Annotated in this window: 26 protein-coding genes; 10 read left to right on the forward strand and 16 right to left on the reverse strand. The window is 59.7% G+C overall.

Going from position 1 to position 23,781, the window contains the following annotated elements; all coding sequences use genetic code 11:
• Nucleotides 1-64: 64 nt before the first annotated feature.
• Nucleotides 65-1,039: a GlxA family transcriptional regulator gene (locus CLR77_RS00410; RefSeq protein WP_097458623.1), complete on the forward strand. Its 975-nt coding sequence runs from the start codon at nt 65-67 to the stop codon at nt 1,037-1,039.
• 119 nt (nt 1,040-1,158) lie between these two features.
• Complete coding sequence (locus CLR77_RS00415; RefSeq protein WP_097458624.1) at nt 1,159-2,739, forward strand: methyl-accepting chemotaxis protein; 1,581 nt, start codon at nt 1,159-1,161, stop codon at nt 2,737-2,739.
• Nucleotides 2,740-2,990: 251 nt separating this feature from the next.
• Here CLR77_RS00415 and CLR77_RS00420 read toward each other — a convergent pair whose 3' ends face one another.
• On the reverse strand, nt 2,991-5,027 hold the full coding sequence (locus CLR77_RS00420) for an NADPH-dependent 2,4-dienoyl-CoA reductase (protein WP_097459620.1): 2,037 nt from the start codon (nt 5,025-5,027) through the stop codon (nt 2,991-2,993).
• Nucleotides 5,028-5,182: 155 nt separating this feature from the next.
• On the opposite strand from CLR77_RS00420, the gene CLR77_RS00425 reads away from it, so the two are divergent.
• Entirely contained in the window at nt 5,183-5,983 is an 801-nt protein-coding gene (locus tag CLR77_RS00425) for a crotonase/enoyl-CoA hydratase family protein (protein WP_097458625.1), read from the forward strand.
• 13 nt (nt 5,984-5,996) lie between these two features.
• On the opposite strand, the gene CLR77_RS00430 is transcribed toward CLR77_RS00425, so the two are convergent.
• Nucleotides 5,997-6,230 carry a putative signal transducing protein gene (locus CLR77_RS00430; protein WP_097458626.1) on the reverse strand — a complete coding sequence of 78 codons (234 nt, stop codon included), beginning with the start codon at nt 6,228-6,230 and terminating at the stop codon, nt 5,997-5,999.
• A 69-nt stretch (nt 6,231-6,299) separates the two neighbouring features.
• Between CLR77_RS00430 and ppnP the strand changes: the two genes are divergently transcribed.
• Entirely contained in the window at nt 6,300-6,581 is a 282-nt protein-coding gene (gene ppnP, locus CLR77_RS00435; RefSeq protein ID WP_097458627.1) for a pyrimidine/purine nucleoside phosphorylase, read from the forward strand.
• Nucleotides 6,582-6,597: 16 nt separating this feature from the next.
• On the opposite strand, the gene CLR77_RS00440 is transcribed toward ppnP, so the two are convergent.
• The gene (locus CLR77_RS00440) at nt 6,598-7,077 is read right to left on the reverse strand and encodes a DUF4112 domain-containing protein (RefSeq protein ID WP_097458628.1); all 480 of its coding nucleotides are present in this window, start codon (nt 7,075-7,077) and stop codon (nt 6,598-6,600) included.
• A gap of 214 nt (nt 7,078-7,291) precedes the next feature.
• Between CLR77_RS00440 and CLR77_RS00450 the strand changes: the two genes are divergently transcribed.
• Entirely contained in the window at nt 7,292-8,398 is a 1,107-nt protein-coding gene (locus tag CLR77_RS00450) for an NADH:flavin oxidoreductase/NADH oxidase (protein ID WP_198962625.1), read from the forward strand.
• Between the two features lie 52 nt (nt 8,399-8,450).
• Here the strand turns inward: CLR77_RS00450 and CLR77_RS00455 are convergent, their stop codons facing one another.
• From CLR77_RS00455 to CLR77_RS00470, 4 genes are all read right to left on the reverse strand, one after another.
• On the reverse strand, nt 8,451-8,657 hold the full coding sequence (locus CLR77_RS00455) for a hypothetical protein (protein ID WP_097458631.1): 207 nt from the start codon (nt 8,655-8,657) through the stop codon (nt 8,451-8,453).
• A gap of 179 nt (nt 8,658-8,836) precedes the next feature.
• Nucleotides 8,837-9,499: a class I SAM-dependent methyltransferase gene (locus CLR77_RS00460; RefSeq protein WP_097458632.1), complete on the reverse strand. Its 663-nt coding sequence runs from the start codon at nt 9,497-9,499 to the stop codon at nt 8,837-8,839.
• 23 nt (nt 9,500-9,522) lie between these two features.
• Entirely contained in the window at nt 9,523-10,236 is a 714-nt protein-coding gene (locus CLR77_RS00465; RefSeq protein WP_097458633.1) for a glutathione S-transferase, read from the reverse strand.
• A 91-nt stretch (nt 10,237-10,327) separates the two neighbouring features.
• A complete protein-coding gene (locus tag CLR77_RS00470; RefSeq protein ID WP_097458634.1) occupies nt 10,328-11,047 on the reverse strand; it encodes an SDR family oxidoreductase in 720 nt (239 codons plus the stop codon).
• A gap of 91 nt (nt 11,048-11,138) precedes the next feature.
• On the opposite strand from CLR77_RS00470, the gene CLR77_RS00475 reads away from it, so the two are divergent.
• Nucleotides 11,139-12,077 carry a LysR family transcriptional regulator gene (locus CLR77_RS00475; protein WP_097458635.1) on the forward strand — a complete coding sequence of 313 codons (939 nt, stop codon included), beginning with the start codon at nt 11,139-11,141 and terminating at the stop codon, nt 12,075-12,077.
• A gap of 105 nt (nt 12,078-12,182) precedes the next feature.
• On the opposite strand, the gene CLR77_RS00480 is transcribed toward CLR77_RS00475, so the two are convergent.
• Nucleotides 12,183-13,097 (reverse strand): LysR family transcriptional regulator, encoded by a 915-nt coding sequence (locus tag CLR77_RS00480; RefSeq protein ID WP_097458636.1) that lies wholly within the window; start codon nt 13,095-13,097, stop codon nt 12,183-12,185.
• Between the two features lie 187 nt (nt 13,098-13,284).
• On the opposite strand from CLR77_RS00480, the gene CLR77_RS00485 reads away from it, so the two are divergent.
• Nucleotides 13,285-14,304, forward strand: coding sequence for a zinc-binding alcohol dehydrogenase family protein (locus CLR77_RS00485; RefSeq protein WP_097459621.1), 1,020 nt, complete (start codon nt 13,285-13,287; stop codon nt 14,302-14,304).
• A 130-nt stretch (nt 14,305-14,434) separates the two neighbouring features.
• Here the strand turns inward: CLR77_RS00485 and CLR77_RS00490 are convergent, their stop codons facing one another.
• From CLR77_RS00490 to CLR77_RS00500, 4 genes are all read right to left on the reverse strand, one after another.
• Nucleotides 14,435-14,752, reverse strand: a complete 318-nt coding sequence (locus CLR77_RS00490; protein WP_097458637.1) for an antibiotic biosynthesis monooxygenase family protein — start codon at nt 14,750-14,752, stop codon at nt 14,435-14,437.
• A gap of 23 nt (nt 14,753-14,775) precedes the next feature.
• Nucleotides 14,776-14,874, reverse strand: a complete 99-nt coding sequence (locus tag CLR77_RS20535; RefSeq protein WP_143269337.1) for a hypothetical protein — start codon at nt 14,872-14,874, stop codon at nt 14,776-14,778.
• Nucleotides 14,875-15,086: 212 nt separating this feature from the next.
• The gene (locus CLR77_RS00495; protein WP_319823061.1) at nt 15,087-15,338 is read right to left on the reverse strand and encodes a YgaP family membrane protein; all 252 of its coding nucleotides are present in this window, start codon (nt 15,336-15,338) and stop codon (nt 15,087-15,089) included.
• Between the two features lie 174 nt (nt 15,339-15,512).
• A complete protein-coding gene (locus CLR77_RS00500) occupies nt 15,513-16,769 on the reverse strand; it encodes an HD-GYP domain-containing protein (protein WP_097458639.1) in 1,257 nt (418 codons plus the stop codon).
• Between the two features lie 309 nt (nt 16,770-17,078).
• On the opposite strand from CLR77_RS00500, the gene CLR77_RS00505 reads away from it, so the two are divergent.
• Nucleotides 17,079-17,729 (forward strand): TetR/AcrR family transcriptional regulator, encoded by a 651-nt coding sequence (locus tag CLR77_RS00505; protein ID WP_158227083.1) that lies wholly within the window; start codon nt 17,079-17,081, stop codon nt 17,727-17,729.
• Between the two features lie 13 nt (nt 17,730-17,742).
• Here the strand turns inward: CLR77_RS00505 and CLR77_RS00510 are convergent, their stop codons facing one another.
• Both CLR77_RS00510 and CLR77_RS00515 read right to left on the reverse strand, forming a co-directional pair.
• A complete protein-coding gene (locus tag CLR77_RS00510; protein ID WP_198962626.1) occupies nt 17,743-18,594 on the reverse strand; it encodes an MBL fold metallo-hydrolase in 852 nt (283 codons plus the stop codon).
• A gap of 344 nt (nt 18,595-18,938) precedes the next feature.
• Nucleotides 18,939-19,865 carry a DMT family transporter gene (locus CLR77_RS00515; protein ID WP_097458641.1) on the reverse strand — a complete coding sequence of 309 codons (927 nt, stop codon included), beginning with the start codon at nt 19,863-19,865 and terminating at the stop codon, nt 18,939-18,941.
• 255 nt (nt 19,866-20,120) lie between these two features.
• Between CLR77_RS00515 and CLR77_RS00520 the strand changes: the two genes are divergently transcribed.
• Nucleotides 20,121-20,837 carry a lysophospholipid acyltransferase family protein gene (locus CLR77_RS00520; protein WP_227519756.1) on the forward strand — a complete coding sequence of 239 codons (717 nt, stop codon included), beginning with the start codon at nt 20,121-20,123 and terminating at the stop codon, nt 20,835-20,837.
• A 110-nt stretch (nt 20,838-20,947) separates the two neighbouring features.
• On the opposite strand, the gene cspE is transcribed toward CLR77_RS00520, so the two are convergent.
• On the reverse strand, nt 20,948-21,157 hold the full coding sequence (cspE, locus tag CLR77_RS00525) for a transcription antiterminator/RNA stability regulator CspE (RefSeq protein WP_097458642.1): 210 nt from the start codon (nt 21,155-21,157) through the stop codon (nt 20,948-20,950).
• A gap of 293 nt (nt 21,158-21,450) precedes the next feature.
• Here cspE and CLR77_RS00530 point away from each other — a divergent pair, with 293 nt between their 5' ends.
• Complete coding sequence (locus tag CLR77_RS00530) at nt 21,451-23,064, forward strand: methyl-accepting chemotaxis protein (protein WP_158227084.1); 1,614 nt, start codon at nt 21,451-21,453, stop codon at nt 23,062-23,064.
• 26 nt (nt 23,065-23,090) lie between these two features.
• Here CLR77_RS00530 and CLR77_RS00535 read toward each other — a convergent pair whose 3' ends face one another.
• Nucleotides 23,091-23,639 carry a DUF2058 domain-containing protein gene (locus CLR77_RS00535; protein ID WP_097458644.1) on the reverse strand — a complete coding sequence of 183 codons (549 nt, stop codon included), beginning with the start codon at nt 23,637-23,639 and terminating at the stop codon, nt 23,091-23,093.
• Nucleotides 23,640-23,781: the final 142 nt, after the last annotated feature.

Here is a 23,781-nt window from a genome sequence, read left to right on the forward strand (position 1 = left end):
GCCTGGCAGGAAATTGTCATTTCTGACACAATTTTGGCCAAATCCGCCAAACCAGAACAGCACCATGCATCAGGTCACCATCGTCGGCTTCCCCCAGGCCCTCGCCAGCGCCATCACGGGCATGCTGGACCTGTTTCGACTGGCCGGCGTCACTTGGGCTCGCATCCATGACCAGCCCCCCTCACCACAATTCGACGTCGCCCTCGCTACCCTCGATGGCGGCCCCTGCCGCTGCATCAATGGCGTCGAACTCAATGCCCAGGCGGCGCTCAGGGACCGGCAGCACAGCGACCTGGTCGTGGTGCCTACGATTGGCGGCCCCATCGATAAGGTGCTGGGCGAAAACAGACCACTGCTTGAATGGCTTCAGGACCAGCACCGGCGTCAGACCGACATCGCCAGCAATTGCACCGGCGCCTTCCTGCTGGCCGAAGCCGGTCTGCTCGATCACCGTCAGGCCACAACGCACTGGGGCTTCAGCCGCCAGTTCCGGCAGCGTTACCCGCAGGTCGACCTGAGACCCGAACGCCTGATTACTGCTGACGGCAACCTTTTCTGCGCCGGCGGTGGCGTCGCCTGGACGGACCTGGGCCTGTATCTGGTGGAGCGCTACTGCGGCTCGGATCTGGCACGGGAACTGGCCAAGGCCTTTGTCGTCGATCGCGGCCATACCAGCCAGTGGGCCTACGGCACGCTGCCCACCCTCCGCTACCATCAGGACGAGGCCATTCTCGCGATACAGGACTGGCTGGAGACGCATTACGCCGAGCCGGTCGACATCGAGGGGCTGGCGCATCGCATCAACCTGAGTCCGCGCACCTTCCTGCGACGCTTTACCGCTGCCACCGGTGATCGTCCTTTGACCTACCTCCAACGGCTGCGCCTGGAAAACGCCAAGCGCTATCTGGAGACACCTCACCTCACAGTCGAGCAGGTCACCCGCATCGTCGGCTACGAGGATCTCAGTTCCTTCAGCCGCCTGTTCAAGCGTCATACGGGTCTCTCCCCCAGCGCCTATCGCACACGTTTTTCCCGCTAGACCGACGTCGCTTTTGACCACGCACAATGGGCCGCAGGTCGCATTCCTGACATTTGTCACACAACGGTCATAAGAGCGTCGCACAGTGATGTCTGCACGATGTACCTCTCAGGTGTGTTATGAAAATCCGTACCCAGCTTCGACTGGTCATGGCGTTGACCGTGATCAGCCTGTTATTGGTCATGGCCCTGTCAGGACAGACCCTGCTCCGCCTTCGCCATGATTATCAACATGACCAGGTGCTACAACGTTCCGAGAAGGCACTCCTGCGCATTCTCGCCAGCGCCATGGCGGTATCGCGGGACGACCCGATTCTCTACGACGACACCCGCAAGCATCTCGATGCGACCAAGGCCGTCATCGACCCACTGTTCGCCGAGCTGAGTACGGACATTCAGAATCCGGCCTCGCGCAAACAGCTCAAAACGGCGCAGGCCAACTGGCAGCAATACTACGCAGGCTGGCTGGGCGCACTGAAGATCGCCTCCGACAGCCCTGCCGATGCCATCCAGATCCCCGACGCCCTGTTCAAGGATCAGTTGCAGCCCATGGCGGCCACACTGAATACGCTGATCGCCGAGAACCACCAACGCGAAGCCGCCGCCAATCAGCGCATCAGCAGTGCCATGGAGCGTATCGTCTGGACCATCGTCACGCCGCTGGCCTTGGCCGTATTGATCATCGGCCTGTTCCAGGGCCGGGTCAGCGGACGTCTGCGCCGCAATATCATGTCTGTCTCCGCCGCCGTCGATCGCTTACAGCAGGGCCACCTCGATACCCGCCTTCCCACGGCAACCGGGGATGAGATCAGTCAGATCTGCGCCCATATCAACGGTTTTGTCGCCCACGTCCACGAACTGATCGATGTCATCGACCGTTCGGTCACCGACACCGGCGACAGCGCCGGAGACTTGCGCCGTCATGCCGATTCCGTGGGCCAGAACGCCCGGCAGCAGTTCGCCCGTATTCAGTCGGTTCGTGAATCCATGTCGGATATCGAGTCCCAGGGACACACCCTGGCCGACTTCGCCCATCGCCTGACCGGTCAGGTAGACCAGACCCGTCAGCAGATTGGCGAAGGTTCCAACGCCGGTCGCCAGACCGGCACCGTACTGGGACAGGTGGAAGAACGGGTGGATGTCGCGTCGCAGACGCTGGAAGTGCTGGAGTCCGAGTTGCGCGAGATCGGCCAGGTCCTGGACATGATCCACGGCGTTACCGAACAGACCAACCTGCTTGCCCTGAACGCCTCCATCGAAGCGGCACGGGCCGGCGAGCACGGCAGGGGGTTTGCGGTGGTGGCCGACGAAGTTCGCCAGCTATCGCGTAAGACCGCAGCCTCGACGCACAATATCCAGGACTTGATCCGCACCATCCACGAACACGCCAATGCCGTGCTGTCAGCCATGGCCGAAGCGCGACAAGCGGTTCAGGCAGGCGTCCAGTCCGGCACGACCCTGGAACAGGTCCTGGCCGACGTCGAAAAGTCGATGGGCGAAACGATCGGCATGGTGCACAACATGGCAGAAACCACCGCACAGCAAGCAAAAGCCGGCGGGGCAGTGCTTAAGGACATGAGCGATGTTGAAGCCCTCAGCCAGGCCACCCGCCGCGATATCGAGGCAACCGGCGAAGCTATCGATCAGTTGGGACAGGTGTCGGACCAGCTGAGTCAGGCGATGGCAGGATTGCGCCACTGAAACGGCTTTTCCAGGCTAAACCGTGCAAAACGGTAGTCCTGGTAGGGCGCAATAACCGTAGGGCATTGCGCCGTATGAGGCTCAAGTTGGTGTAGTGAATTCGCATGGCATATCAACGGCGACGCTACACCCAGCCCCCCCAACTCAGACTTCGCACGCCACCGCTTGGCGCAATGCCCTACGGTTATTGCGCCCTACGGGTTGCTCCGACGCCGCTCGGGTAACACCGCGGTCCCGCCTTTCCGGTTTCGTTAGAGAGCGGCAGCCACCTCCGTCCCCTGGCGGATGGCCCGCTTGGCATCCAGCTCCGCCGCCACGTCCGCACCACCGACGACCTGCACCCGTATCCCGCTGTCCGCCAAGGCATCCGCCAACTCCCGTCTCGGTGACTGACCGGCACAGATAATGACGTTGTCCACAGCCAGCACACGGCGCTCGTCGCCGATTTTCAGGTGTAACCCCTCATCATCGATGCGCTCATAGCTACAGCCGGCCAGCATCTCTACATGACGGTGCTTAAGCGCGGTACGATGGACCCAACCCGAGGTTTTGCCCAGACCGGCCCCCGGCTTGCTGGTCTTGCGTTGTAGCAGGTAAACCTGGCGTGGCGACGTCACCGGTTGCGGATTCGTCAGGGCACCGGGGCTTTCGAATGCACCGTCCACCCCCCACTCAGCCTGCCAGGAGGCGATATCGATCTGTTGCCCTTCCGGATGAGCCTGAAAGTCATGAGTCAGGAATTCGCTGACATCGAAGCCGATACCGCCAGCGCCGATCACCGCCACCGAAGCCCCCACCGGCTTGTTGTCGCGCAGGACGTCGAGATAGCCCAGCACCTTCGGATGTTCAATGCCGTCTATCGCCGGCGTTCTCGGCGACACCCCTGTGGCGATGATAACGTCGTCAAAACCCGCTGCCTTGAGGGCCTCGGCCTCCACTCGATGATTCAGTTTGAGGTCGATATCAAGGAGTTCGATCTGGCGCCTGAAGTAGCGCAATGTCTCCTCGAACTCTTCCTTGCCCGGAATCCGTTTCGCATAGTTGAACTGGCCGCCGATGCGATCATCCGCCTCAAACAGCGTCACCAAATGGCCACGTTTAGCCGCCGTGGTGGCAGCCGCCAGGCCCGCCGGCCCGGCACCCACCACCGCCACTTTTCGACGTACCGATGCCACGGTGAGGACCAGTTCCGTCTCGCGGCCGGCACGGGGATTGACCAGACAGGACGCTTTCTTGGCCTTGAACACGTGGTCCAGACAGGCCTGATTACAGGCGATGCAGGTATTGATCTCATCCGCCCGCCCCTGCGCAGCCTTGCGCACGAATTCAGGATCGGCCAGCAGCGGCCGCGCCATCGACACCATATCGGCGACACCGCCCGCCAACAGATCCTCTGCCACCTGGGGATCGTTGATACGATTGGTGGTTACCACCGGAATGGACACCTCCCCCCGGAACTTCGCGGTAACACCGGCAAACGCAGCCCTGGGCACCGAGGTCACGATGGTCGGCACCCTGGCCTCGTGCCAGCCGATGCCGGTATTGATCAGCGTCGCGCCCGCACCCTCGATGGCCTTACCCAACTGCACGACCTCGCCCCAGGTCTGGCCGCCCTCCACCAGATCCGCCATCGACAGGCGGTAGATTATGATAAATTCCGGCCCCACCGCCTGGCGGATGCGCTTGACGATTTCCACCGGCAAACGCATCCGGTTCTCGTAGGCGCCGCCCCACTGATCCTTGCGCTTGTTGGTGCGGGCACAGAGGAACTGATTGATGAAATAGCCTTCGGACCCCATGACTTCAACACCGTCATAACCAGCATCCTTCGCCAGTTTGGCGGCATGGACAAAATCCTCGATCTGTTTATCCACACCCTTCGCCGACAGTGCACGCGCCTTGAACGGACTGATCGGCGCCTTGGTTGCCGAGGCGGACACAATCAGGGGCTGATAACCGTAACGACCGGCATGCAGCAGTTGCAGGCAGATCTTGCCGCCGGCTTCATGCACAGCACCGGTGACATGCCGGTGCAGTCGCGCCGTAACGCGATTGTTCATGGTCGACGCCAGCGGCGACAGCTGTCCAACCAGGTTGGGCGAAAATCCGCCCGTCACGATCAGGCCGACGCCGCCTTCCGCGCGCTCTGCGAAGTAGGCGGCAAGCTTATGCAAATTCCAGAAACGGTCTTCCAGGCCGGTATGCATGGAGCCCATCAGCACGCGGTTCCTGAGGCTGGTGAACCCCAGATCCAACGGCGCCAGCAGATGCGGATACGGATTACTCATGAGCAGGTCGGTCCTTGCGGTTTTCGTGTCGATTTTCGGGGAAATCCCCGCGTAAATACAGGAATTGGTCATCATGCTATCACGCAAAGGTTGAGAATCTGTGGCCGAATTGACTACGCTATGCCGCCTACGCAACCTTTGATGGATACCCCACCATGGCCGACCGCGTTCTACTCGACATCGATAACGAGATTGCCACCGTCACCCTCAACCGACCCGACAAGTACAACGGTTTGGACATGCCGATGTTCGACGGTATCGTCAAGGCTGCCAAACAGTTGAAGAAGGAGCGCAAGGTTCGCGCCGTCATCCTGCAAGGGGCCGGCAAGGCCTTCTGTACCGGGTTGGATGTCAAGACGGTATCCGCCAACCCGCTGAATTTCGCCCGCCTGCTGGTCAAGCCCGGCCGCAAGATTTCCAACCTGGCGCAGGATGTTGCCTACCTCTGGCGGCAGGTACCGGCACCGGTTATCGCCGTTACCCACGGCTATTGCTTCGGTGGCGGCCTGCAGATAGCACTGGGCGCGGATTTTCGCTACAGCACTCCGGATTGCGAATTTTCGGTGATGGAAGCCAAGTGGGGACTGATTCCCGATATGTCCCTGATGGTCACCCTGCGCGAACTGATGCCCATCGACAAGGCCAAGGAACTGACCATGACCGCGCGCCGGATTCCGGCCGAGGAAGCCCTTTCCCTGGGCATGGTGACCCGTGTCAGCGAGGACCCGCTGCAAGAGGCCTACGACTTTATCGCCGAGCTGAAGGAAAAGTCGCCGGATGCCGTGGCTGCAGCCAAGCTGCTGTTCAACCAGACCTGGAGTGCCGACGACAAGACCGCGCTGGACTGGGAAACCCGGCTGCAAAAGAAAATCATCGGGCGCCTCAACCAGCGTACCGCCGTGGCGCGTAGCGGCAAGGGAGACAGCAAACCATTCGCCGAGCGGCGCGGTTTCTAGCGCGACTTGGCCGCTAACCGTCATCGTCCAATAGCTGAGAGCGATCTTCTTCGAGGATCGCTCTCGCCCTGTCGGCATCCTCATCCAGTACCTGAACCCGCACGCCGCCCAGGGCGTCGGCGTATAGGGATTGCAGCGTTACCGTGTGCTCATCGGCTATCATCACCTCGAGCCCTTCGGATTCCAGCCTGGCGCGGGCCAGGTGCGCTTCATACAGCTGGGCATACTGAGCAACAGTGGTCCACATCGAAAAACCTCCTGTTCTGCCGTCGGGCCTTTCCCTTACTATAGCTATCCCTTTTATCAGGAGCCTATCATGTTCAAGGTTAACGAGTACTTTGACGGTAACGTCGTATCCATCGCCTTCCAGACCGCCACCCTGCCCGCGACGGTCGGCGTCATGAATGTTGGCGACTATGAATTCGGCACGTCCCAGAAGGAAACCATTACCGTGGTCAGCGGCGCCCTGACGGTCCAGTTGCCGGATCAGGACGCGTGGCAGACCTTCAGTAGCGGCGACAGCTTCCAGGTCGATGCCAACCGCAAGTTCAAGCTGCAGGTAAAAGAGCAGACCGCCTATCTCTGCACCTACGAATAGACAACCCGGTCCGGCGTCAGCCGCCAGCCTGCCGATAGAGCAGAAGCAGCAGGACGCCCACCAGAACGACCAGCAGCCAGACCTTCTTCCGATGATGGCGCGGAGGGACTGGCTGCAGTCGTTTCCGCACATGGTTCCGCAGTAATCGCGCATTACGCAGGTTGGCGCGCCAATAGATATCGAACGCGTCACCCAGCAGCGGCACAACGCCGATTACGAATTCCAGCAGAATATTCCCCCCCATGCGCAGGAGAACGCCTTTCCCTGCTCTACAACGCACCGCCTCGTAGAGGATGACCATCGACAGAATCATGCCGATCAGGTCCCCCAGTACGGGCACCAGCCCCACCAGTCCATCGATACCAATACGGATGCCCGTTCCAGGGATGCGGAACCGGCTGTCCAGCAGCCAGGCATAGCGATCGACCCGGGCCAGCGTTTGTTCCAGGGTCTCTCGCGCCGGTCCATGGGCAAGGCCCCGCGCCGGATCGTTCACGTTCCGGCCACCATGGCGAGGCTTATCCCTGTCTCTTGCCGGCAATGATCCCAAGCGGTCAGAATGCCGTATACCGGGATACGATTTATCATGTTCAACGCCACCCCCACATATTGTCCGATGGCGTCAGTCCCGCTATGCCGATGCGTCATATCGGCCGACAAACGCTGCCGGTCGTTACCCATAGATTCCCCGAAAACAGGAGAGAATGACAATGGCCGAATTGTTCAGCCCGCTAGAGATTGGCCCGCTTAAACTTCCCAACCGGATCGCAGTTGCGCCGATGTGCCAATACAGTGCCGATGACGGCAGCGCTACCGATTGGCATTTGCAGCACCTCATGCAACTGGCCTACTCCGGCGCTGGCTTGGTGGTCGTGGAGGCGACCGGCGTCGAACGGCGCGGGCGTATTACCCACGGCTGTCTCGGTCTCTACTCCGACGCCAACGAAGCCGCCCTGGACCGGGTGCTTAGCGCCGCGCGCCGTGTGGCGTTACCGGGCACCGCTTTCGGTATTCAGTTGGCCCACGCCGGGCGCAAAGCGTCGGCGCAGCGCCCATGGGAAGGAGGCCAAGCCCTGACCGGCGAGCAGGATCCCTGGCCAACCGTCGCGCCCTCCGCCCTGCCGTTCGATACCGGCTGGCATACCCCGGAAGCACTCGACGACGCCGGTATGGACCGGGTCGAGGCTGCCTTCGTACAAGCCGCCCAACGCGCCGTACGACTGGGCTTCGACCTGCTAGAACTGCACGGCGCTCACGGCTACCTGATCCATGAGTTCCTGTCACCGTTAACCAACCGGCGGACCGATGACTACGGCGGCTCACTGGAAAACCGGATGCGCTTCCCACTGCGGATCGCCCGCGCCGTGCGCGCGGCAGTGCCCGAACATGTAGCGCTGGGCGCCCGTATCACCGGAACAGATTGGGTGGAGGACGGTTTCAGTGTGGAGGACGCCGGACGCTTTGCGTGCGAGCTACGCGATATCGGCCTCGAGTTTGTTGGTGTCTCCAGCGGCGGCGCTGTGCCCCATGTGCGGATTCCCACGGGACCGAATTATCAGGTGCCGCTCGCGGAGCAGGTTCGCCAACAGAGCGGCATGGTGACCCGGACGGTCGGCATGATCGTCGCACCGGAACAGGCCGAAGCCATTATTGCCGAGGGTAAGGCCGATCAGGTGGCCTTGGCACGCGCCTTCCTGGACGACCCGCGCTGGGGCTGGCACGCTGCTGAGGCACTCGGTGTGGAACTGCAGCTACCCCGTCAATATGAGCGGGCGGGCAAGGCACTTTGGACCGGAGCACAGCTGATCCGACACTGACGCTGGCTGCAGGAAACGTGGGTCCGCGGGCCCACGTTACCACTGTAGGGAGCTAGTCCCGATAGAAGAAGGGTACCAGTATCAGGGCGACGCCCATAAGCACGGTGGCCCAGACCGACTCGACGAACATGGGGTAGACACAAAGCCCAAGCCCGGCCAGGAACGCCCCCAACCGCTGACGCTTCTTACCGTAAATCAGGTATCCCGCACCGACCGATCCGAACACGATGCCCCAGATCAGCGTACTACTGCTGCCCATCGAATAACCCCTTTCTGGTCCTCAACGATTCCCCTGCTCGCCATAGCGGTGGCGCTCGGCGATTGAATGCGCCGACATTCGGCACCAACCCAGAATAGCCGATTACCTGAAGTCGCTTACCCGGAAAGCCCGCCAACTACACGCACATCAATGTCGACGGTCATCCTCAAGATGCCCGGTCAACGCTTGCGTGCCAGGGTCAATCCATCGCCGATAGGGATCATGCTGAGATCGATGCGGTCGTCACTGTGCAGAGCACGATTAAAACGGCGCAGCGCTTCGGTGTCCTCGTCGTGAACCGCCGGATCGGCAACCTTGCCATGCCATAGCGTGTTATCGAATGCGACGACCCCGCCACCTCGCAGCAATTGCAGACACTTTTCGTAATAATCAGCATAGCCGGTCTTGTCCGCATCGATAAACGCAAAGTCGTATTGGCCGCTACTCCCCTGCTGAATCATGCCGTTCAGCGTCTCGGTCGCTGGCCCCAGGCGCAGATCGATACGTCCACAAACCCCCGCTTCCCGCCAATAGCGGCGGGCAGTCGCGGTCCAGATTTCACTGACATCGCAGGCAACGATACAGCCATCGCTGGGGAGCGCCAATGCCATGGCCAGAGAGCTGTAGCCGGTAAAGGTTCCCACTTCTATCACCTTTTTCGCACCCAGCAATCGGACCAGCATCTGCATCAGCTGCCCCTGCTCGGGCGAAATCTGCATATTGGCTTCAGGCAGGCGGGCAGTTTCCTCACGCAGTTGCGTCAATAGCGGGTTTTCGCGCAGGGACACATTCAGCAGGTAGGCATGCAGCGTTTCGGTCAACGGCGTCGTGCGGTGAGACATGGGCTTTCTCCCAAGGGGGGCGCTTAGATGTCAAGTTCCGGATAGTGCCGAAAAATTCCCTCTTCATTAAACGCGATGCGGCGCTTTGATGCCAGGTAAGCAGCGATATTCGGTCTTAAGGCGACCCTGTCGTGCAAGGCCACCACGCCGGGATAGAGACCTTCGTCACGTGCCATGGCGTTAGGAAAGGCATAACGCAGACCGGCTATCAACTGGAATATCGAGAGATCCACATAAGAAAGGCTCTCACCCAACAGATAGTGACCGCCCGCCGCCTGCAACACAGACTCGAAATATCCCATGAAGCGGGGCATGCGCGCCTCGAGGAAACAGGTCGCGGCTTCCGCGGCAGCCGCCGTCTGGTCCTCGTAATAGAGTTCAGCCGATAGGGGATGATGCACGTTGTGGATTTCGGCAACGAAGTCGGTCACCGTCAGTTGCAGCTGGTGGGCCCAAAGACGTTCCGTCTCCCCTGTCGGCACCAGATCCAGCGCCGGCCCAAGAAAGAACAGGATATTGGCCGTCTGCGCGACGATCAGGTCATCCACCCGGAGAAATGGCGGTGCAAAGGGCGGCCGGTCGCCTTGATCCATCAAGGCGACCATCACCTCGATACCCTGTGCCGGCCCCGATTCCCGCGCCACGTCGATGTAATCCGCCCCAGCGTCCTCAAGCGCCAGCCTGACGAATTCGCCACGACCCTGGATCGAGGGCCAGTAAAACAGTTCGTATTGCATGAGAGCCTCCTTGTCCTTCACATCAGCATACTCGGGGGCCGCCTGGGCGGACAGCGATTATGCTGACCAACCTTCTCACGAAACACGACGATTACAACAGGCTCAGCCCCCCATCACAAGGCAACACCGTGCCCGTGGTAAAGCCATTGCCGACAAGGAACTCGATGGCCTGCGCAACCTCATCCGGACGCCCGACCCGTCCGACCGGCAGGGCCTCCGCCTGTTGCTGGAAAACCGCTGCCTTGAAGTCGGCCGGAACGGCATTCCACCAGGGCGTATCGATGACACCGGGAGACACCGCATTGACCCGCACCGGGCCCAATTCCCGGGCCAGAGTGCCAATCATGGACTCCAGCGCGCCATTGATCGCCGCGAGACCAGACGTTCCGGGATTGGCAATGCGTGCAGAGATAGCGGTCACGAACGTGATACTGCCGCCTTTGCGCAGCCATGGCAGACTCGCCTGGGCCACCTCCAGCTGTGGCCAGAACTTGGCCTCGAAACCTCGTCGTAGAGCGGCCAGATCCAAGGTCGCGAACTCTCCGGCCCCCTCGCCGCCACTTAATGTCAGCACGAGATGATCAAAGTTGCCCAGGGTTGTAAAGAAGTCGTCAAGCGCCTCCCGGTCGGTGCCATCCAGCGCAATACCTCCCACCCTGCCCGGCAGCCCCTCAATGGCCGACGCCAGCCTATCCGCGTTACGGGCTACCGCAATAACTTCAGCGCCGGCCTTCGCGAAGCGCGCCACCGCGGACAAGCCGACGCCCGAAGAACCGCCCATTACCACAATTTTCTGCTGTTCCAGTGCCATAGTGTTTCTCCTGAATTGAAAGCCCTCCGAAAGGATTGGGCCTGCGCTCAGGATCGGTGTTAGACTGACATCATTCAAATCGTTTAATTTTATGAATAACATCATTGAAAATGATTTAAGGCGCCTGGACCTGAACCTGCTGCTGGCATTCCGTGCGTTGATGCAGGAGCGCAGCGTGACCTTGGCGGCGGAACGGCTGTTTCTGGGACAACCCGCCATGAGCGGTGCCCTCAAGCGACTTCGGGCAGCCTTTGGCGACGAATTGTTCGTGCGCACACCTCAAGGGATGGTGCCGACGCCAAGGGCCCAGGAACTCTGGCGGCGCATCGAGCCGTTACTGGCATCGCTGCACCAAGCACTCACCCAGCCGGCAGGTTTTGTCCCTGCCGAAGCCCAACGGGTCTTCAACATCGGCCTGACAGACTCACTGGGGATGGCATTAATGCCCGAGCTGATGGGCCGGCTTACCGATAAGGCACCCGGAGTCCAGGTCGTCACCCGGCAGGCCGCGGACTCGGCGGCACCTGACATGCTCGACGCCGGAGAGATCGATCTGGGCGTAGGCGTCTTCAAGCAATGTGCCCCCTGGCACTGCCTGCGCCCATTGTTTCGCTGGTCCTTTGTCTGTGTTTACGATCCTCAGCAGATATCCCTTGCCGGAGATGCCATAACCCTCCAGGAATACCTCGCGCACCGCCATGTGCTGACCTCATTTCACGCCACGCTGACCGGCTATATCGACGAGCTTCTGGCGGAGCAGAACCTTCAGCGCCGGGTCATCTATGCAGGCCCTAACTTCGCTACCAACCCCTTTATTCTCAAGCGGATTCCCGCCATCACCACCGTGCCGGACTTTACCGCCCGGCTCTGGCGCGACACGCTCGGCCTCGCCATAAGCCCCATCCCCCTAGCCGTTCCGGATTACGAAGTGTCGCTACTCTGGGCTGCCGCCAACGATCGCGAACCGGGACTGCGCTGGCTGATCGGCGAATGTGTCGACGCCTTTGCGACGCCGGCCTTGCCGATCTGACGCTACTCATTATCGCGATCAACGCATGGAACCGCTTTGCTATCGGTTCCCGTAAACTACCGGCCTGGGCCACGACGGGTCATTGCGGATCAAGAGAAGACCCGCTTACCCGAGGAGTGAACTCCCAAAGACCGCCTCGCACCGTTCCACCAGAAAATGCCTCAGCGCCTGCACGGCGGGGCTCAGTTGACGGCGGTCGGCACACACCAGGTTCAACGGCGTGGGCTCTGTTTGCCAGTCGCGACAGAGAGACACCAGACGGCCTGCCCGCAGGTCATCCGCCACATCCAACAAAGATTTGTAGGCGATGCCTTTCCCTGCCAGGACCCAGCGGTGTACGGCATCGCCATCATTCGCGGTCCGATTCCCCCGCACCTTTACCGACAATTCCTGCCCGTCCTTCCAGAAACGCCAGCGGGCATGGACATCCTCGCCCAGCATAAAGCACAGACAATTGTGGCCGCTCAGGGCCAGTGGGGAGTCCGGTTCGCCATAACGGGCCAGATAGTCCGGGGACGCACACAGGACACGCCGGTTCTTCGCGACGATAGGTAAGGCAATAAGGCTGGACTCCGGCGGCTCGCCATAACGCAGGGCGATATCCACAGGTTGCTGATAGATGTCGACCAGTCGATCCGAGAGCTGAAGCCGGACATCCACCTTCGGATAGCGCTCCATAAAGTCGTCCAGCCAGGGCAAAAGGTAGTGGCGACCGACATCGGATGGCATCGACAACTGCAAGACATCCCGAATTACCGTCTGCCCCGTGCGCACCGCCTGAAAGCCATCACCGACGAGTTGCAGGGCCTGCTCGCAGTGCTCCAGGAACACCTCCCCGGGATGGGTGAGGCGCAAACTGCGAGTGGAACGAATAAACAGCGGGGTGCCCAGCTCCGCCTCCAAGCGCTTGACCGCGGCGCTAGTGGCAGCAGGAGAGAGATCCATCACCCGGGCGGCTGCAGTCAGACTGCCCCGGCGGGCCGTTTCGACAAAGATTTTCAAATCCTGAAGTGAGCGCATTTTCAAAATTTAATTGATACAGAATCCATTTTCATCCCATTTTTCAAATTGAGCGAGCGTCTTAGACTGGGCCAAACCGGTCATCAGCGCCGGCAACGGGTCGCCCCGGCCAACAGGACGGCGCGATACACAGGCGGCTACGTTGAGCCACCGTCAACACAGCAGGAGACACCTCATGCCCCACACCATGAAAGCCGTCGGCTACCAGCAATCCCTGTCAATCGACGACACCCGGGCCCTGATGGATATCGAGTGCCCGATGCCTGAAGTTTCCGGCCATGACCTGCTGATAGAGGTCAAGGCAATCGCCGTAAACCCGGTGGACACCAAGGTGCGTCGCGCCAGCGCGCCGTCGGATGGCGCCTGGAAAGTGCTTGGCTGGGATGCCGCCGGCATCGTCAAGGCCGTAGGTCCGAATGTGAGCCTGTTCCAACCGGGGGACGCTGTCTGGTATGCGGGAGACATTACCCGGGCCGGTAGCAACGCCGAATACCAGTTGGTTGACGAACGTATTGTTGGCCGGAAGCCCGACCGACTGAACTTCGCCGAGGCTGCCGCATTACCCCTGACCAGTATCACGGCCTGGGAAATGCTGTTCGAGCGACTGGGCGTGCGGCCGGGAAAACAGCACAGCGGCGATACCCTGTTGGTCATCGGGGCTGCCGGAGGAGTTGGTTCCATCCTGGTTCAACTGGCCCGCAGACTGACCGACCTGACCGTCATTGGGACAGCCTCCCGACAGCAAAGCCGGGACTGGCTGCTCAGGCTCGGCGCCCATCATGTCATCGATCACCGTCAACCCTTGAGCGTGGCGTTGAAGCAGGCCAGGCTGAGAGAAGTCAGTCATGTCGTCAGCCTGACCCACAGTGACGAACATTTGGATGAAGCGGTGAAAGCCTTACGCCCGCAGGGTAAGTACGGCCTGATCGACGACCCTGAATCCCTGAACGTGAAGGCACTGAAAAGCAAGAGCCTGTCGCTGCATTGGGAGTCCATGTTCACACGTTCCACCTATCGGACCGATGACATGATTGCCCAGCACCGGCTGCTCAACGAGGTTGCTGACCTGGTCGACAGCGGGATCGTCACCACCACACTGGGCGAGCACTTCGGAGAGATCAACGCCGAGAACCTCCGTCGCGCTCACGCATTGCTGGAGTCCGGCAAAGCCGTCGGTAAGATCGTACTGGAAGGGTTTGGCGGATGAAGCCCCGAGCAGGACACACAAACCGATAAAATCGATCCACTGGTGCGGCCGACGCTAAGCGGACGCGAGCCGTCGGCCGCACCAGTCGCGAAATGCGCGCCAGTAGGGCCTAGGCCATCAAGTTGACAGGCTATATACCGTACTCACGCTCAACCTTCGCGATCCTGACCCGAAAACTGGAATACCATTGCTGCCGCCCCAGGCGTTGCGCCTCCTGATGCTCGGCGTGTCGCTTCCAATTTTTGATGGCGTCCAGACTGTCCCAGTAGGAAACCGTGATACCCAAGCCGTCCCGTGCCGACTCCACACCCAGAAACCCCGGTTGCGCCGACGCCAGCTTCATCATGCGCTCAGCCATTTCAGCGTAGCCATTGTCCGCGTCCGTCCGAAGACTACTGAAAATAACCGCGTAATAAGGCGGCTCAGGTGTTTGTGCGATATCTGACATACAGCCCCCAGTCCGGTATCCAGTTAACGGACAAAAATTCTAGCGATAACGATTTCCACGAGAACACCACAGGCCGTCGAGAATACTACCATGGCAAAGGTATCTGCGAAGTAACGCCGCATATACCCTTACCTCAAATCAGGGTGTCTGTTAAACCAATATCTGTTAAATCAATAGTAGCCCGCAGGACTACAGGTTTTGGAAGGAACGAGAGGGTTGCGGAGGCGCTCAGATCGAGTCAGATTGGATCAGAAAAACGACGTCGCCCCCATCGGCTGAAACAGCAGTCGATCCCCCCTTGATGAGACGCGCTGCTACCGGTGCAGGCTCCACCTTATTTCTTGCAGGTCGAGATCCCAAAAGGCAGGTACGCAGGGCACCAACCGGTGGCTCCCGTGAAAATGGGAATAACCCCTATGGCTCCCCACCATGATTGAAAATAAACTCCGGCAGCAACGATCACGATGCCGACAACGACCCTTAGCGTTCTATCCGTTTTGCCAACGTTACATTTCATTCCAGCTTCCTTCTCATTGTCCAGATTGTTACCGAGAACGTTATCAGGCGCACTCACATTGGGTTTCATACAACCGTCTATATGACACTCCGAAGACAAATACCTGAAAGCTAACGATGGATCATTCCCCGTTATACTAGCGGCATTACCCGCCCATAAAACTGATTTAGCACAAAGATTCCTGCATAACACCGAACATAGCGGTGACCGAAAACGAATGAAACGGCAGGGCTCGAACGGCCCTCAGGGCCGCTCCTCGAAGAAGTAACCGACCCGTTCCTTAACGCCGAGGTAGTCGTAGATACGGGCGGGGTAGTCTCCCGGCTTGAGGACGTCGGCCACTTCCAGGTCCGGATACTGCTGGAGATCGATCATCAGGGCCTCGGTCTTGGGAATGTCCGGGTTGTAGAGCAGTACGGTGGGCCGCAGCAACGCTTGTGGATCGACCGTCACAACCAACCCCACACTATCGTCGGACAGACGTACAACGGTGCCGGGCGGATACACCCCCAACGTATGCACGAAACGCTCGATCAGTTTGCTGTCGAGCCGCTCACGGTACTTGGCATAGAGAACGGCCAGCGCCGACTTGGGCGTCAACGCATGCGACGAGTCTGCCGGATTGCAGAGATTGTCGTATAGATTGGCAATCGCCACGATCTGGGCATGTATCGACAAGGCTCCACAATCCTTACCGCGCGGGTACCCCGAGCCATCCAGCAGTTCATGATGTTTTTCGATGGCGTCAACGGCGATTTTCGGCAAATCCTGGATGCGCTGGGCCAGACGCGTTCCCAAAAGAGGATGGGAGTCGAGTATCCCCTGCTCAGCGTGGGTCAGCTTGCCTTTCTTATGCAGGATCTTCACCGGCACGGCAATCTTACCAACATCATGCAGAACAGCCCCCATCCCCAGGTGGCGCAATTCCTCATTACGCATCCCCATGGCGCTGCCCAGTGAGAGCGAGAGTACCGTGACGTTCAAGGCATGGTGATAGAGACTGAAATCCGCCGACGACAGATTGATCAGGTTCATCAGGACATTACCGTCCTGTTCGAAGGCGGCTGCCATGTCATCGATGATCTCGGCAGCATCCCGCACGGCGTTGGCCGGCGCCTGCTGCAGGTTTTGCGTAAAACGCTTTACCCGCTTGGCCGATTCCTTGTACTGGTTATAAACCTTCTGGCGACGGAGCCGGTAATAGCTCGCTTTCTCGATGCGATTGCGTTTTTCGTCCCACAGCTGCTCCTGCTCATCTTCTGCCGCAGCGACCTCTTCCACCGGTGCATCTTCGGCGGGCTTGGGTACCTTGATATCGGAGCGACCGGGATAGACGGTGACCGTCTCGAGCCCCAGTCCCTGGATAATGTTGATGTCCCGCTGGGAACGGATTTTGAAACTGCGAAAAAGGAAGGGATGATCCTTCCAGGACAGTTCCAAATCGACATAGAGACCCGGAACCAGTTCACTGGTTTTCAACTTCAACTTCTTATCTTTCATTGCTGCAAACCACTGGGATGATAAAGCCGGACAGCAGAAGGCTGAGAATCATACACACGCCACCGGCCATATTAGGAGAGCTTCGGACGACCGAGGTAAACTTGAGGAAAGGAATAAAGCCTCCACCCCAAAAAGCACACTATAGCCTGAGTGTAGAACGCTTTACCCCGTCTGATTAAGAAATCCCGTAAAAACACGAAACATTGGCCCCTGCCAACTGTTTAGGTATCAACGAGGCGCACATGGACAGGGCCGCGCGCCTTCATATACGATGCCGGACATCAACACATCGCCGCCAGTCACATGATCATGCCCAGGAAAACCGCCACAGGACAACGCCCCCGCCCCCGCCAGGAAGCCAAGGCCGCCAGCCGGGAAGCCCTGATCAACGCGGCGCTCGAACTGATCCCGGGCAAAGGATTGGACGTCAGCCTGGACGAACTCTGCGCCCACGCGGGCTATACCCGTGGCGCCTTCTACCAGCATTTTCGCAACCGCGATGCCTTGATATGTGCGGTGATGGAGCGCGTCAGCCAACAGGTCGTCGACGCTGTTATAGAAAGTACGGAAGGTGTGGAGAAGGGCGATATCGCCACCATGATACGCCGCCTGGCCGCCATCCTGCAGCAGGATGACCTGCCGTTCAGCAAAACCGGGCAGGTACCGATGCACCAGCTGCTGGAAGCCTGCGCACGATCGCCGGACGTTCGACAGGCCTACCAGTCATTGCTACTGAATGCCATGTCACAGATCGCGACCAAGATCGGCGAGGGTCAACGCTGCGAATGGTTGCGTGACGACCTGGACCCGCAGGCGTTTTCAACACTGCTGGTGGCCCTGTTCGTCGGCATGCGAACGCTGAACGAGTTGGCGTTGGCCCAGGATCTCCCCTGCCTCCTCGACCCGATGCTCAACATGCTGCGGGCAGGGAATCCCAGTCCGCCGGAGTCTAACAACTAGCCCTTTCCAGGTTTCAACCCGGCGCCGACACCGGAGCGCCAGCCTGGAAACGGGCCAACTCCACCGGATCATGGGCGCATATCAGTTTGACCTCGTCGCCATGATCCCTGACCAGCATGCGCAACCTAACCTGGTTATCCTTGCGCGCCCTGCCATCGATCTGCACCAGATTCTGGAACATGCGTAATCCGGCGGGGCACTGGGGGTCTTCGGGCACCATCTCACCGTGATAGAAATAGGCGTCGCCACAGTGCAGCAGCCAGCCTTCCCCGGTATCGACCGCCACACCGCAATGCCCCCGGGTATGCCCAACCAGCGGAACCAGAAGCACGCCGTCACCACTGCCCGGTACAGCGCGCACACTGTCAAAACCAAACCACTGCTCACCATCGTTTTCATGGACTACCCATTGCGGGCCGTGGGCAAAGTGAGGTGGCCGGTAGCGGCCTTTTTCGGCAAACGTCGATCGCGCGATGGCCGCCTGTTTCTCGGGCGCGAAGACATGAACCTTGGCGTCAGGAAAATCCGGTAACCCGCCGGCGTGATCCAGATCCAGGTGCGTTACCACGATGTGCCGGACATCAGAGGGCTTGAACCCCAGCGCCTGCACCTGATGCAGCGCCGTTTCCTCCAGTCGCAGTTGCGGGCGGGTCACCAGATTGAACGCTCTCCCCAACTGTTCCGGGCGTTCGACATCTCCCGACCCCAAACCGGTATCCACCAGCACCAGTCCATCCTGCCCCTCGATCAACAGGCAATGACAGCACATTTCCGCCGCCTCCAGCCAGCCGCCCTCGCCGGCGATCAGCCGTTTGCCATGGGGGCACATGGTTCCACAGTTCAGGTGATGAATCTTCAGCGACACGGCCGCATCCTCCTTTCCCGGGCCGACGTCGATAACGCCGGCATCAATCGACAGATAAGGTTCCCTGCCTTGGCATGACGGCCAACCGCATATCCGAAAGCGTCGGACAAGACCCAGGCTCAGAGCATTGGGCTCACTTTAATATACGATTCCGTACATGAACAAGTTGTATCCACAGAATATTTACAACAACAATCATCGACCCCGTCACTCACTGGTCACACGGTCTGACGCGAACGCTCTTTGGAAAGCGTTAAGATGGGAAAATTGGCCGGGTACAGCGCCTGGTCTGCTGCCTGCAACAGAAGACTCAAGCTGTTCAGGATTTGGGGCGACCTGGCGACTCAGCGGTTTCCCACACCGGCTCCCGATGTATGGGAAGCAGTGATCGGCGCTCGCCGCCCCACCAGGATGCAACCGATGACCAGTGCCGCCGCAGCCACCATATGCCAGGTAACCCGCTCCCCCAACAGCAGGCCCGACGCCATCAAGGTGAGAAAAGGTTGTAGCAACTGCATCTGACTGACCCGGGCAATGCCACCCAACGCCAGACCGCGATACCAGGCAAAGAAACCGAGGAACATGCTGAAGACACAGACATAGCCCAGCCCCAGCCAGGCCGTCCACGGAGCGCCCGTCAGCGGATGCGCCATTAGACGTTCACCCACCGGCCAGACCAGGACCGGCGCCGCCAGCAGCAACGCCCAGCAGATGACCTGCCAGCCGCCCATCTCGCGGGAAAGGCGGCCACCTTCCGCATATCCCATGGCGGCCGATGCTACCGCAGCGATCAACAGGAGATCGGCCCCTCGCCATTGGTCCGCGCCGGCATCGAGCATGTATCCAACCACCACCACGGCTCCGGCAATCGCCGCCAGCCAGAAACGCAATGAAGGACGGTCGCCGGCCCTAAGCGTCGCCGCCACCGCCGTGGCCAACGGCAAAATCCCCAGCACCACGGCACCGTGCGCCGCGGGTACCCGCGTCATTGCCCACGCCGAAAGCACCGGAAATCCGACCACCACGCCCGCCGCGACCAGTACCAGACGACGCCACTGAGCCAACGATGGCCACGCCGGGCGACACCACGACAGGACCAGCGCAGCCAGCACCGCCGCAACCAGCGCGCGACCGAGCCCGACAACCACGGGATCAAAGGCGGCAACGGCGACCCGTGTCGCCGGTAACGTCAAACTGAAGCAGAAGACACCGGCAAACCCGTAGAGCAGACCCATTCGCTCCTTGTGTCCATCCCGAGAATTCTCTTGCATAAGATCGGCTCCGGCCATGACGCCCGCTATCCCATTTTGAATGACACACCAGAAAGACCCTAACAAGTCCGCCATAGGCCAAACAGACACAGAAAAATGGATTTGAGACGATACAGAAGCGCTAGGCCCCGGACTTTCCATCGCACGCCTTAGCTGCTAAATAGGGAGCAGCCGAAGATGGTGTCTCCACGGGGATACTGTTATTTCACCGCGCCCCGACCGGGAGGCGCCTCGACCACGCGGGGCAGCAATCACATGATGATGCGTTTTATCAAAGCCACCTGGATACTGTTCTGGGCCATCCTGCTGACCCTGATCCTGTTCCTGCCGATTTTCGTGACCGCCCTGCTGGGCAAGCGAGGCGATGCAGCCTTCGCAGGCACGCAGATATACGCCTGGGTGTTGTTGAAAGTGACCGGCATCCGGCTGCGCGTTACAGGGTTGGAGCACATCCAGCCGGGACAGCGATACGTGATCCTCAGCAACCACGCCTCATACCTGGACCCGCCCGCCCTGGTTCTGGCGCTGGGAATCCAATACCGATGGGTCATCAAGAAGGAGATAAGGAAGGTGCCGCTGTTCGGGCTTGCCCTCGAGACATCGCGCAACCTGTTTATCGACCGCAGCAAGGGCAGCGAAGCCCTGGCCAGCATCAAGAGAGGCGTCGCCCAGCTACCCGATGGCACCGGCGTCCTGCTATTTCCCGAAGGTACACGCTCCTGGGATGGCAAGCTCCTCCCCTTCAAGAAGGGTGGTTTCGTGATTGCCAAGGACGGGAATCTGCCGATACTGCCGATCACCATCCGCGGCTCACACGACAGACTGCCGAAAGGCCATGCGGCCTTCACAGCGGGCACCATCGACGTGATCATTCACCCTCCGGTGACACTCAATCACAAGCCGCTGGATGAACTGATGGCCGAAGTGAGGAATACGATTGAGAGCGGGCTAACACCGACTTCCAGCGGCTAACCCGAGCCCACAAGAGCGTTGTTGACACAATTAACACACTTCACAGACAAACAAAAAGCGCGCCCGGAGGCGCGCTTTTCTTTGTACCGTTACTCTCGTAACGCTACGACTTACTGGGGAACGACGTTAGACGCCTGCGGACCTTTCGGGCCTTGTTCCACAGTAAAGGTGACAGCCTGACCTTCGGCCAGTGTCTTGAAGCCATTGCCCTGGATCGCGCTGAAGTGGACGAATACGTCCGCGCCGCCGTCTTCCTGGGAAATGAAACCGAAACCTTTAGCTTCGTTGAACCACTTTACAGTACCTGATGCCATGGATATTAACCTTCTGAAACGGATTGATTGGAGCTGTTTTCGACGTACAGGTAATGAAAGGAAATTCGGGACTACCGGAGGGAATTGCTCAAACTGCCACTTACAATATCTGTACTAAGAAACACCTTACCTCAGTTATTCGCGGCACGCCACAGAAATTTTGCGAAGAAACGCCCCTGTCCCGTCAAATTATCGCAGTCACCATTCTTGAACTAGACTTTCCCCGGTTCAGGTTTTCAGCTGAGGTGTCGAAAATGACCGGATCGAATGGTCTCCGATCACTAGTTTTATCGTCAGGCATGATGATCGTCGCGGTCGTTATCGCGCTCGCCGCCTGGTATCTGGGACCGGAAGGCGCGTCAGCATGGCAACTGATTATTGTGGCAGTGGCCGCAGCCGGAAGCATGATCCTGTGGAGTCACCAACGCTATCAAAAACCCCTCGATTCACTCGAGGCCGCGGTGCAAACGCTCGTAGAAGGTAACGCAACCGCCGAGGCCAACCTCTCCGGCGCTGAACAATTAAGCGCTTACCGGAAAGACGCCATGACCCGCAACACCGCGCTGGCCGATTACTGTGATCGCCTCGGCATCGGTGCCGCCGAAGTTTCCTTTTTCCTTGACCAGTTAAGAGCCGGTATCAGCCAGGACCGCAGCAGCACCGAAAACGTGAGTGCGGCAGTCGCTGACATCCGCGACGGTACCGAGGCCATCACCCGCTCCGCCACTGAAACCGCCCAAGTTGCCAATGAAACCAGCAAGGCCGCCAACAGTGGCCTCGGCATTATCCAGGACACGATTACCAAGATCCGCGAAGTGGCCGACCAGGTGGAACATACTGCCACTTCCATGGGACGGTTACAGGAAGCGTCCGCCCGGATTCAGGGCATAACCAGCGTCATCAACGAAGTCGCAGACCAAACCAACCTGCTGGCGCTCAACGCCGCCATAGAGGCAGCCAGGGCCGGAGAGCACGGTAGGGGCTTTGCGGTGGTGGCGGAAGAAGTGCGCGAACTTGCCAAGAAGACGACCCAGGCCACCGACGAAATTGCCGCGGTCCTGCAAACGATCAGTGACGAAAGCCAGAACTCCGGAGCCGTCATGACCGAGTTGCGCACGCGGGTCAATGAGACGGTTAAAGTCTCCAGCTCTGTAGTGGATATGCTGCAAGCCATCGTCGCGCAGGCCCACCGCTCGGACAGCGGCATCCAGGACATTGCCGAACGTATGCAGCAGCACCTGGAAGCCGCCGACCGCATCAGCAGCGCAGTGGCCGAACTCAACGATCGCCTGCAAGAAACCGAAGCCGCTTCGGAGGACACGTCAGGCAGAGCGCTCGGCCTCTCGGAAATTGCGGAGAACATGAGCATCGAGCTGGCGCATCTCAAGCTGGCCGAACATCACGACCGCGCGCGCCAGGTTGCCGCCGAAGGCGCCGCGCGAGTCAGCAAGACCTTCGAAGAGGCTATCGCCAGCGGTCAGCTCTCAGAGGCGGATATCTTCGATACCCAGTACCAACCGATCCCGAATACAGACCCGCCAAAGTTCAAGACCCGTTACGATTCCTACGCAGATCGCGTTTTACCACCGATCCAGGAACCCTTGCTCGACGCGCACCCCAACTACCTCTATGCCGCGACGCAAGACAGGAACGGTTTTGTGCCCAGCCATAACAAACGCTATTGCAAACCACTGACCGGCGACTACAAAACCGACATTGTCGGCAACCGGAACAAACGCGTCTTCGAAGATCGCACCGCAGTTCGCTGCGGCAGCCACACCCAGCCGTTCCTGCTACAGACCTACAAGCGGGATACCGGTGACGTTCTCCATGACCTTTCCGTACCCATCTACGTGAACGGACGTCACTGGGGCGCATTCCGCGTCGGCTATAAAGCCGAGACCAAGGCCTGAGTTCCAGCCCTGCCCCGGCGACCTGGCTACCACATCAGGTCGTCGGGCACCTGGAATTCCGCATAAGGGTCATCCTCGTCCGGTTGCTGCGACGACGGCTGCGCCTGAGCTATCGGTATATGGCTGTCGCGCTGGCGAATCTTGTCGGCGACCTGCGACGGTAGCAGATGGTAATCCGCATCCAGTTCGACGATCGCCAGCCGGCCCCGCGCCAGTTGATCGCATAGCTCCTTGCTGACATAGATCTTCTTGACCTTCTTATCCAGCACGAAGTTATAGGCAATGTCCCCGTCACGGCGCGCCACCCGGTGCTGCTCCACCATCTGCCGAACCTGAGCCTGAAGCGCCTTACGCTCGGCATCGAGCTGGCGCTGACGATTAATCTCCCGGTCCCGGGCCGCTTTTTCCGCCTGCGCCTGCTGGGCCCGCTGGCGTCGTTCATCCGACTCGGTCGAGGCCGTCTTCTTCTGCTTCTGCTGTTTCTTGGCCTTGCGCTGCTCTTCTCGAATCTGCCGGGCTTTCTTCTCGTCCGTCAGGCCCGCCGCCAGCAACTGTTCTTGGAGGGATTTCGCCATGGATCTACTCGCAGGATCAAAAGGGGTTAATACGCTATGCCGGTATTATCCGCATAGCGGGTCCCGGCGAGCAACGTTAGCACCCAACTTCACTACATCTTGATGACCGCAGAAGAGATCACAACCTCACGGCACGGGAAAA

Origin of the sequence: Mangrovitalea sediminis (genome assembly GCF_002514725.1) — a bacterium.
In the GTDB taxonomy this organism is placed as follows: domain Bacteria; phylum Pseudomonadota; class Gammaproteobacteria; order Pseudomonadales; family Oleiphilaceae; genus Mangrovitalea; species Mangrovitalea sediminis.

Bases quoted from the DNA above. Each gene is read 5' to 3' on its own strand.
- CLR77_RS00410 (WP_097458623.1), top strand. From the start codon at position 65: ATGCATCAGGTCACCATCGTCGGCTTCCCCCAGGCCCTCGCCAGCGCC.
- CLR77_RS00415 (WP_097458624.1), top strand. From the start codon at position 1,159: ATGAAAATCCGTACCCAGCTTCGACTGGTCATGGCGTTGACCGTGATC.
- CLR77_RS00420 (WP_097459620.1), bottom strand. From the start codon at position 5,027: ATGAGTAATCCGTATCCGCATCTGCTGGCGCCGTTGGATCTGGGGTTC.
- CLR77_RS00425 (WP_097458625.1), top strand. From the start codon at position 5,183: ATGGCCGACCGCGTTCTACTCGACATCGATAACGAGATTGCCACCGTC.
- CLR77_RS00430 (WP_097458626.1), bottom strand. From the start codon at position 6,230: ATGTGGACCACTGTTGCTCAGTATGCCCAGCTGTATGAAGCGCACCTG.
- ppnP (WP_097458627.1), top strand. From the start codon at position 6,300: ATGTTCAAGGTTAACGAGTACTTTGACGGTAACGTCGTATCCATCGCC.
- CLR77_RS00450 (WP_198962625.1), top strand. From the start codon at position 7,292: ATGGCCGAATTGTTCAGCCCGCTAGAGATTGGCCCGCTTAAACTTCCC.
- CLR77_RS00455 (WP_097458631.1), bottom strand. From the start codon at position 8,657: ATGGGCAGCAGTAGTACGCTGATCTGGGGCATCGTGTTCGGATCGGTC.
- CLR77_RS00460 (WP_097458632.1), bottom strand. From the start codon at position 9,499: ATGTCTCACCGCACGACGCCGTTGACCGAAACGCTGCATGCCTACCTG.
- CLR77_RS00465 (WP_097458633.1), bottom strand. From the start codon at position 10,236: ATGCAATACGAACTGTTTTACTGGCCCTCGATCCAGGGTCGTGGCGAA.
- CLR77_RS00470 (WP_097458634.1), bottom strand. From the start codon at position 11,047: ATGGCACTGGAACAGCAGAAAATTGTGGTAATGGGCGGTTCTTCGGGC.
- CLR77_RS00475 (WP_097458635.1), top strand. From the start codon at position 11,139: ATGAATAACATCATTGAAAATGATTTAAGGCGCCTGGACCTGAACCTG.
- CLR77_RS00480 (WP_097458636.1), bottom strand. From the start codon at position 13,097: ATGCGCTCACTTCAGGATTTGAAAATCTTTGTCGAAACGGCCCGCCGG.
- CLR77_RS00485 (WP_097459621.1), top strand. From the start codon at position 13,285: ATGAAAGCCGTCGGCTACCAGCAATCCCTGTCAATCGACGACACCCGG.
- CLR77_RS00490 (WP_097458637.1), bottom strand. From the start codon at position 14,752: ATGTCAGATATCGCACAAACACCTGAGCCGCCTTATTACGCGGTTATT.
- CLR77_RS20535 (WP_143269337.1), bottom strand. From the start codon at position 14,874: ATGCGGCGTTACTTCGCAGATACCTTTGCCATGGTAGTATTCTCGACG.
- CLR77_RS00495 (WP_319823061.1), bottom strand. From the start codon at position 15,338: ATGAAACCCAATGTGAGTGCGCCTGATAACGTTCTCGGTAACAATCTG.
- CLR77_RS00500 (WP_097458639.1), bottom strand. From the start codon at position 16,769: ATGAAAGATAAGAAGTTGAAGTTGAAAACCAGTGAACTGGTTCCGGGT.
- CLR77_RS00505 (WP_158227083.1), top strand. From the start codon at position 17,079: ATGCCCAGGAAAACCGCCACAGGACAACGCCCCCGCCCCCGCCAGGAA.
- CLR77_RS00515 (WP_097458641.1), bottom strand. From the start codon at position 19,865: ATGCAAGAGAATTCTCGGGATGGACACAAGGAGCGAATGGGTCTGCTC.
- CLR77_RS00520 (WP_227519756.1), top strand. From the start codon at position 20,121: ATGATGATGCGTTTTATCAAAGCCACCTGGATACTGTTCTGGGCCATC.
- CLR77_RS00530 (WP_158227084.1), top strand. From the start codon at position 21,451: ATGATGATCGTCGCGGTCGTTATCGCGCTCGCCGCCTGGTATCTGGGA.
- CLR77_RS00535 (WP_097458644.1), bottom strand. From the start codon at position 23,639: ATGGCGAAATCCCTCCAAGAACAGTTGCTGGCGGCGGGCCTGACGGAC.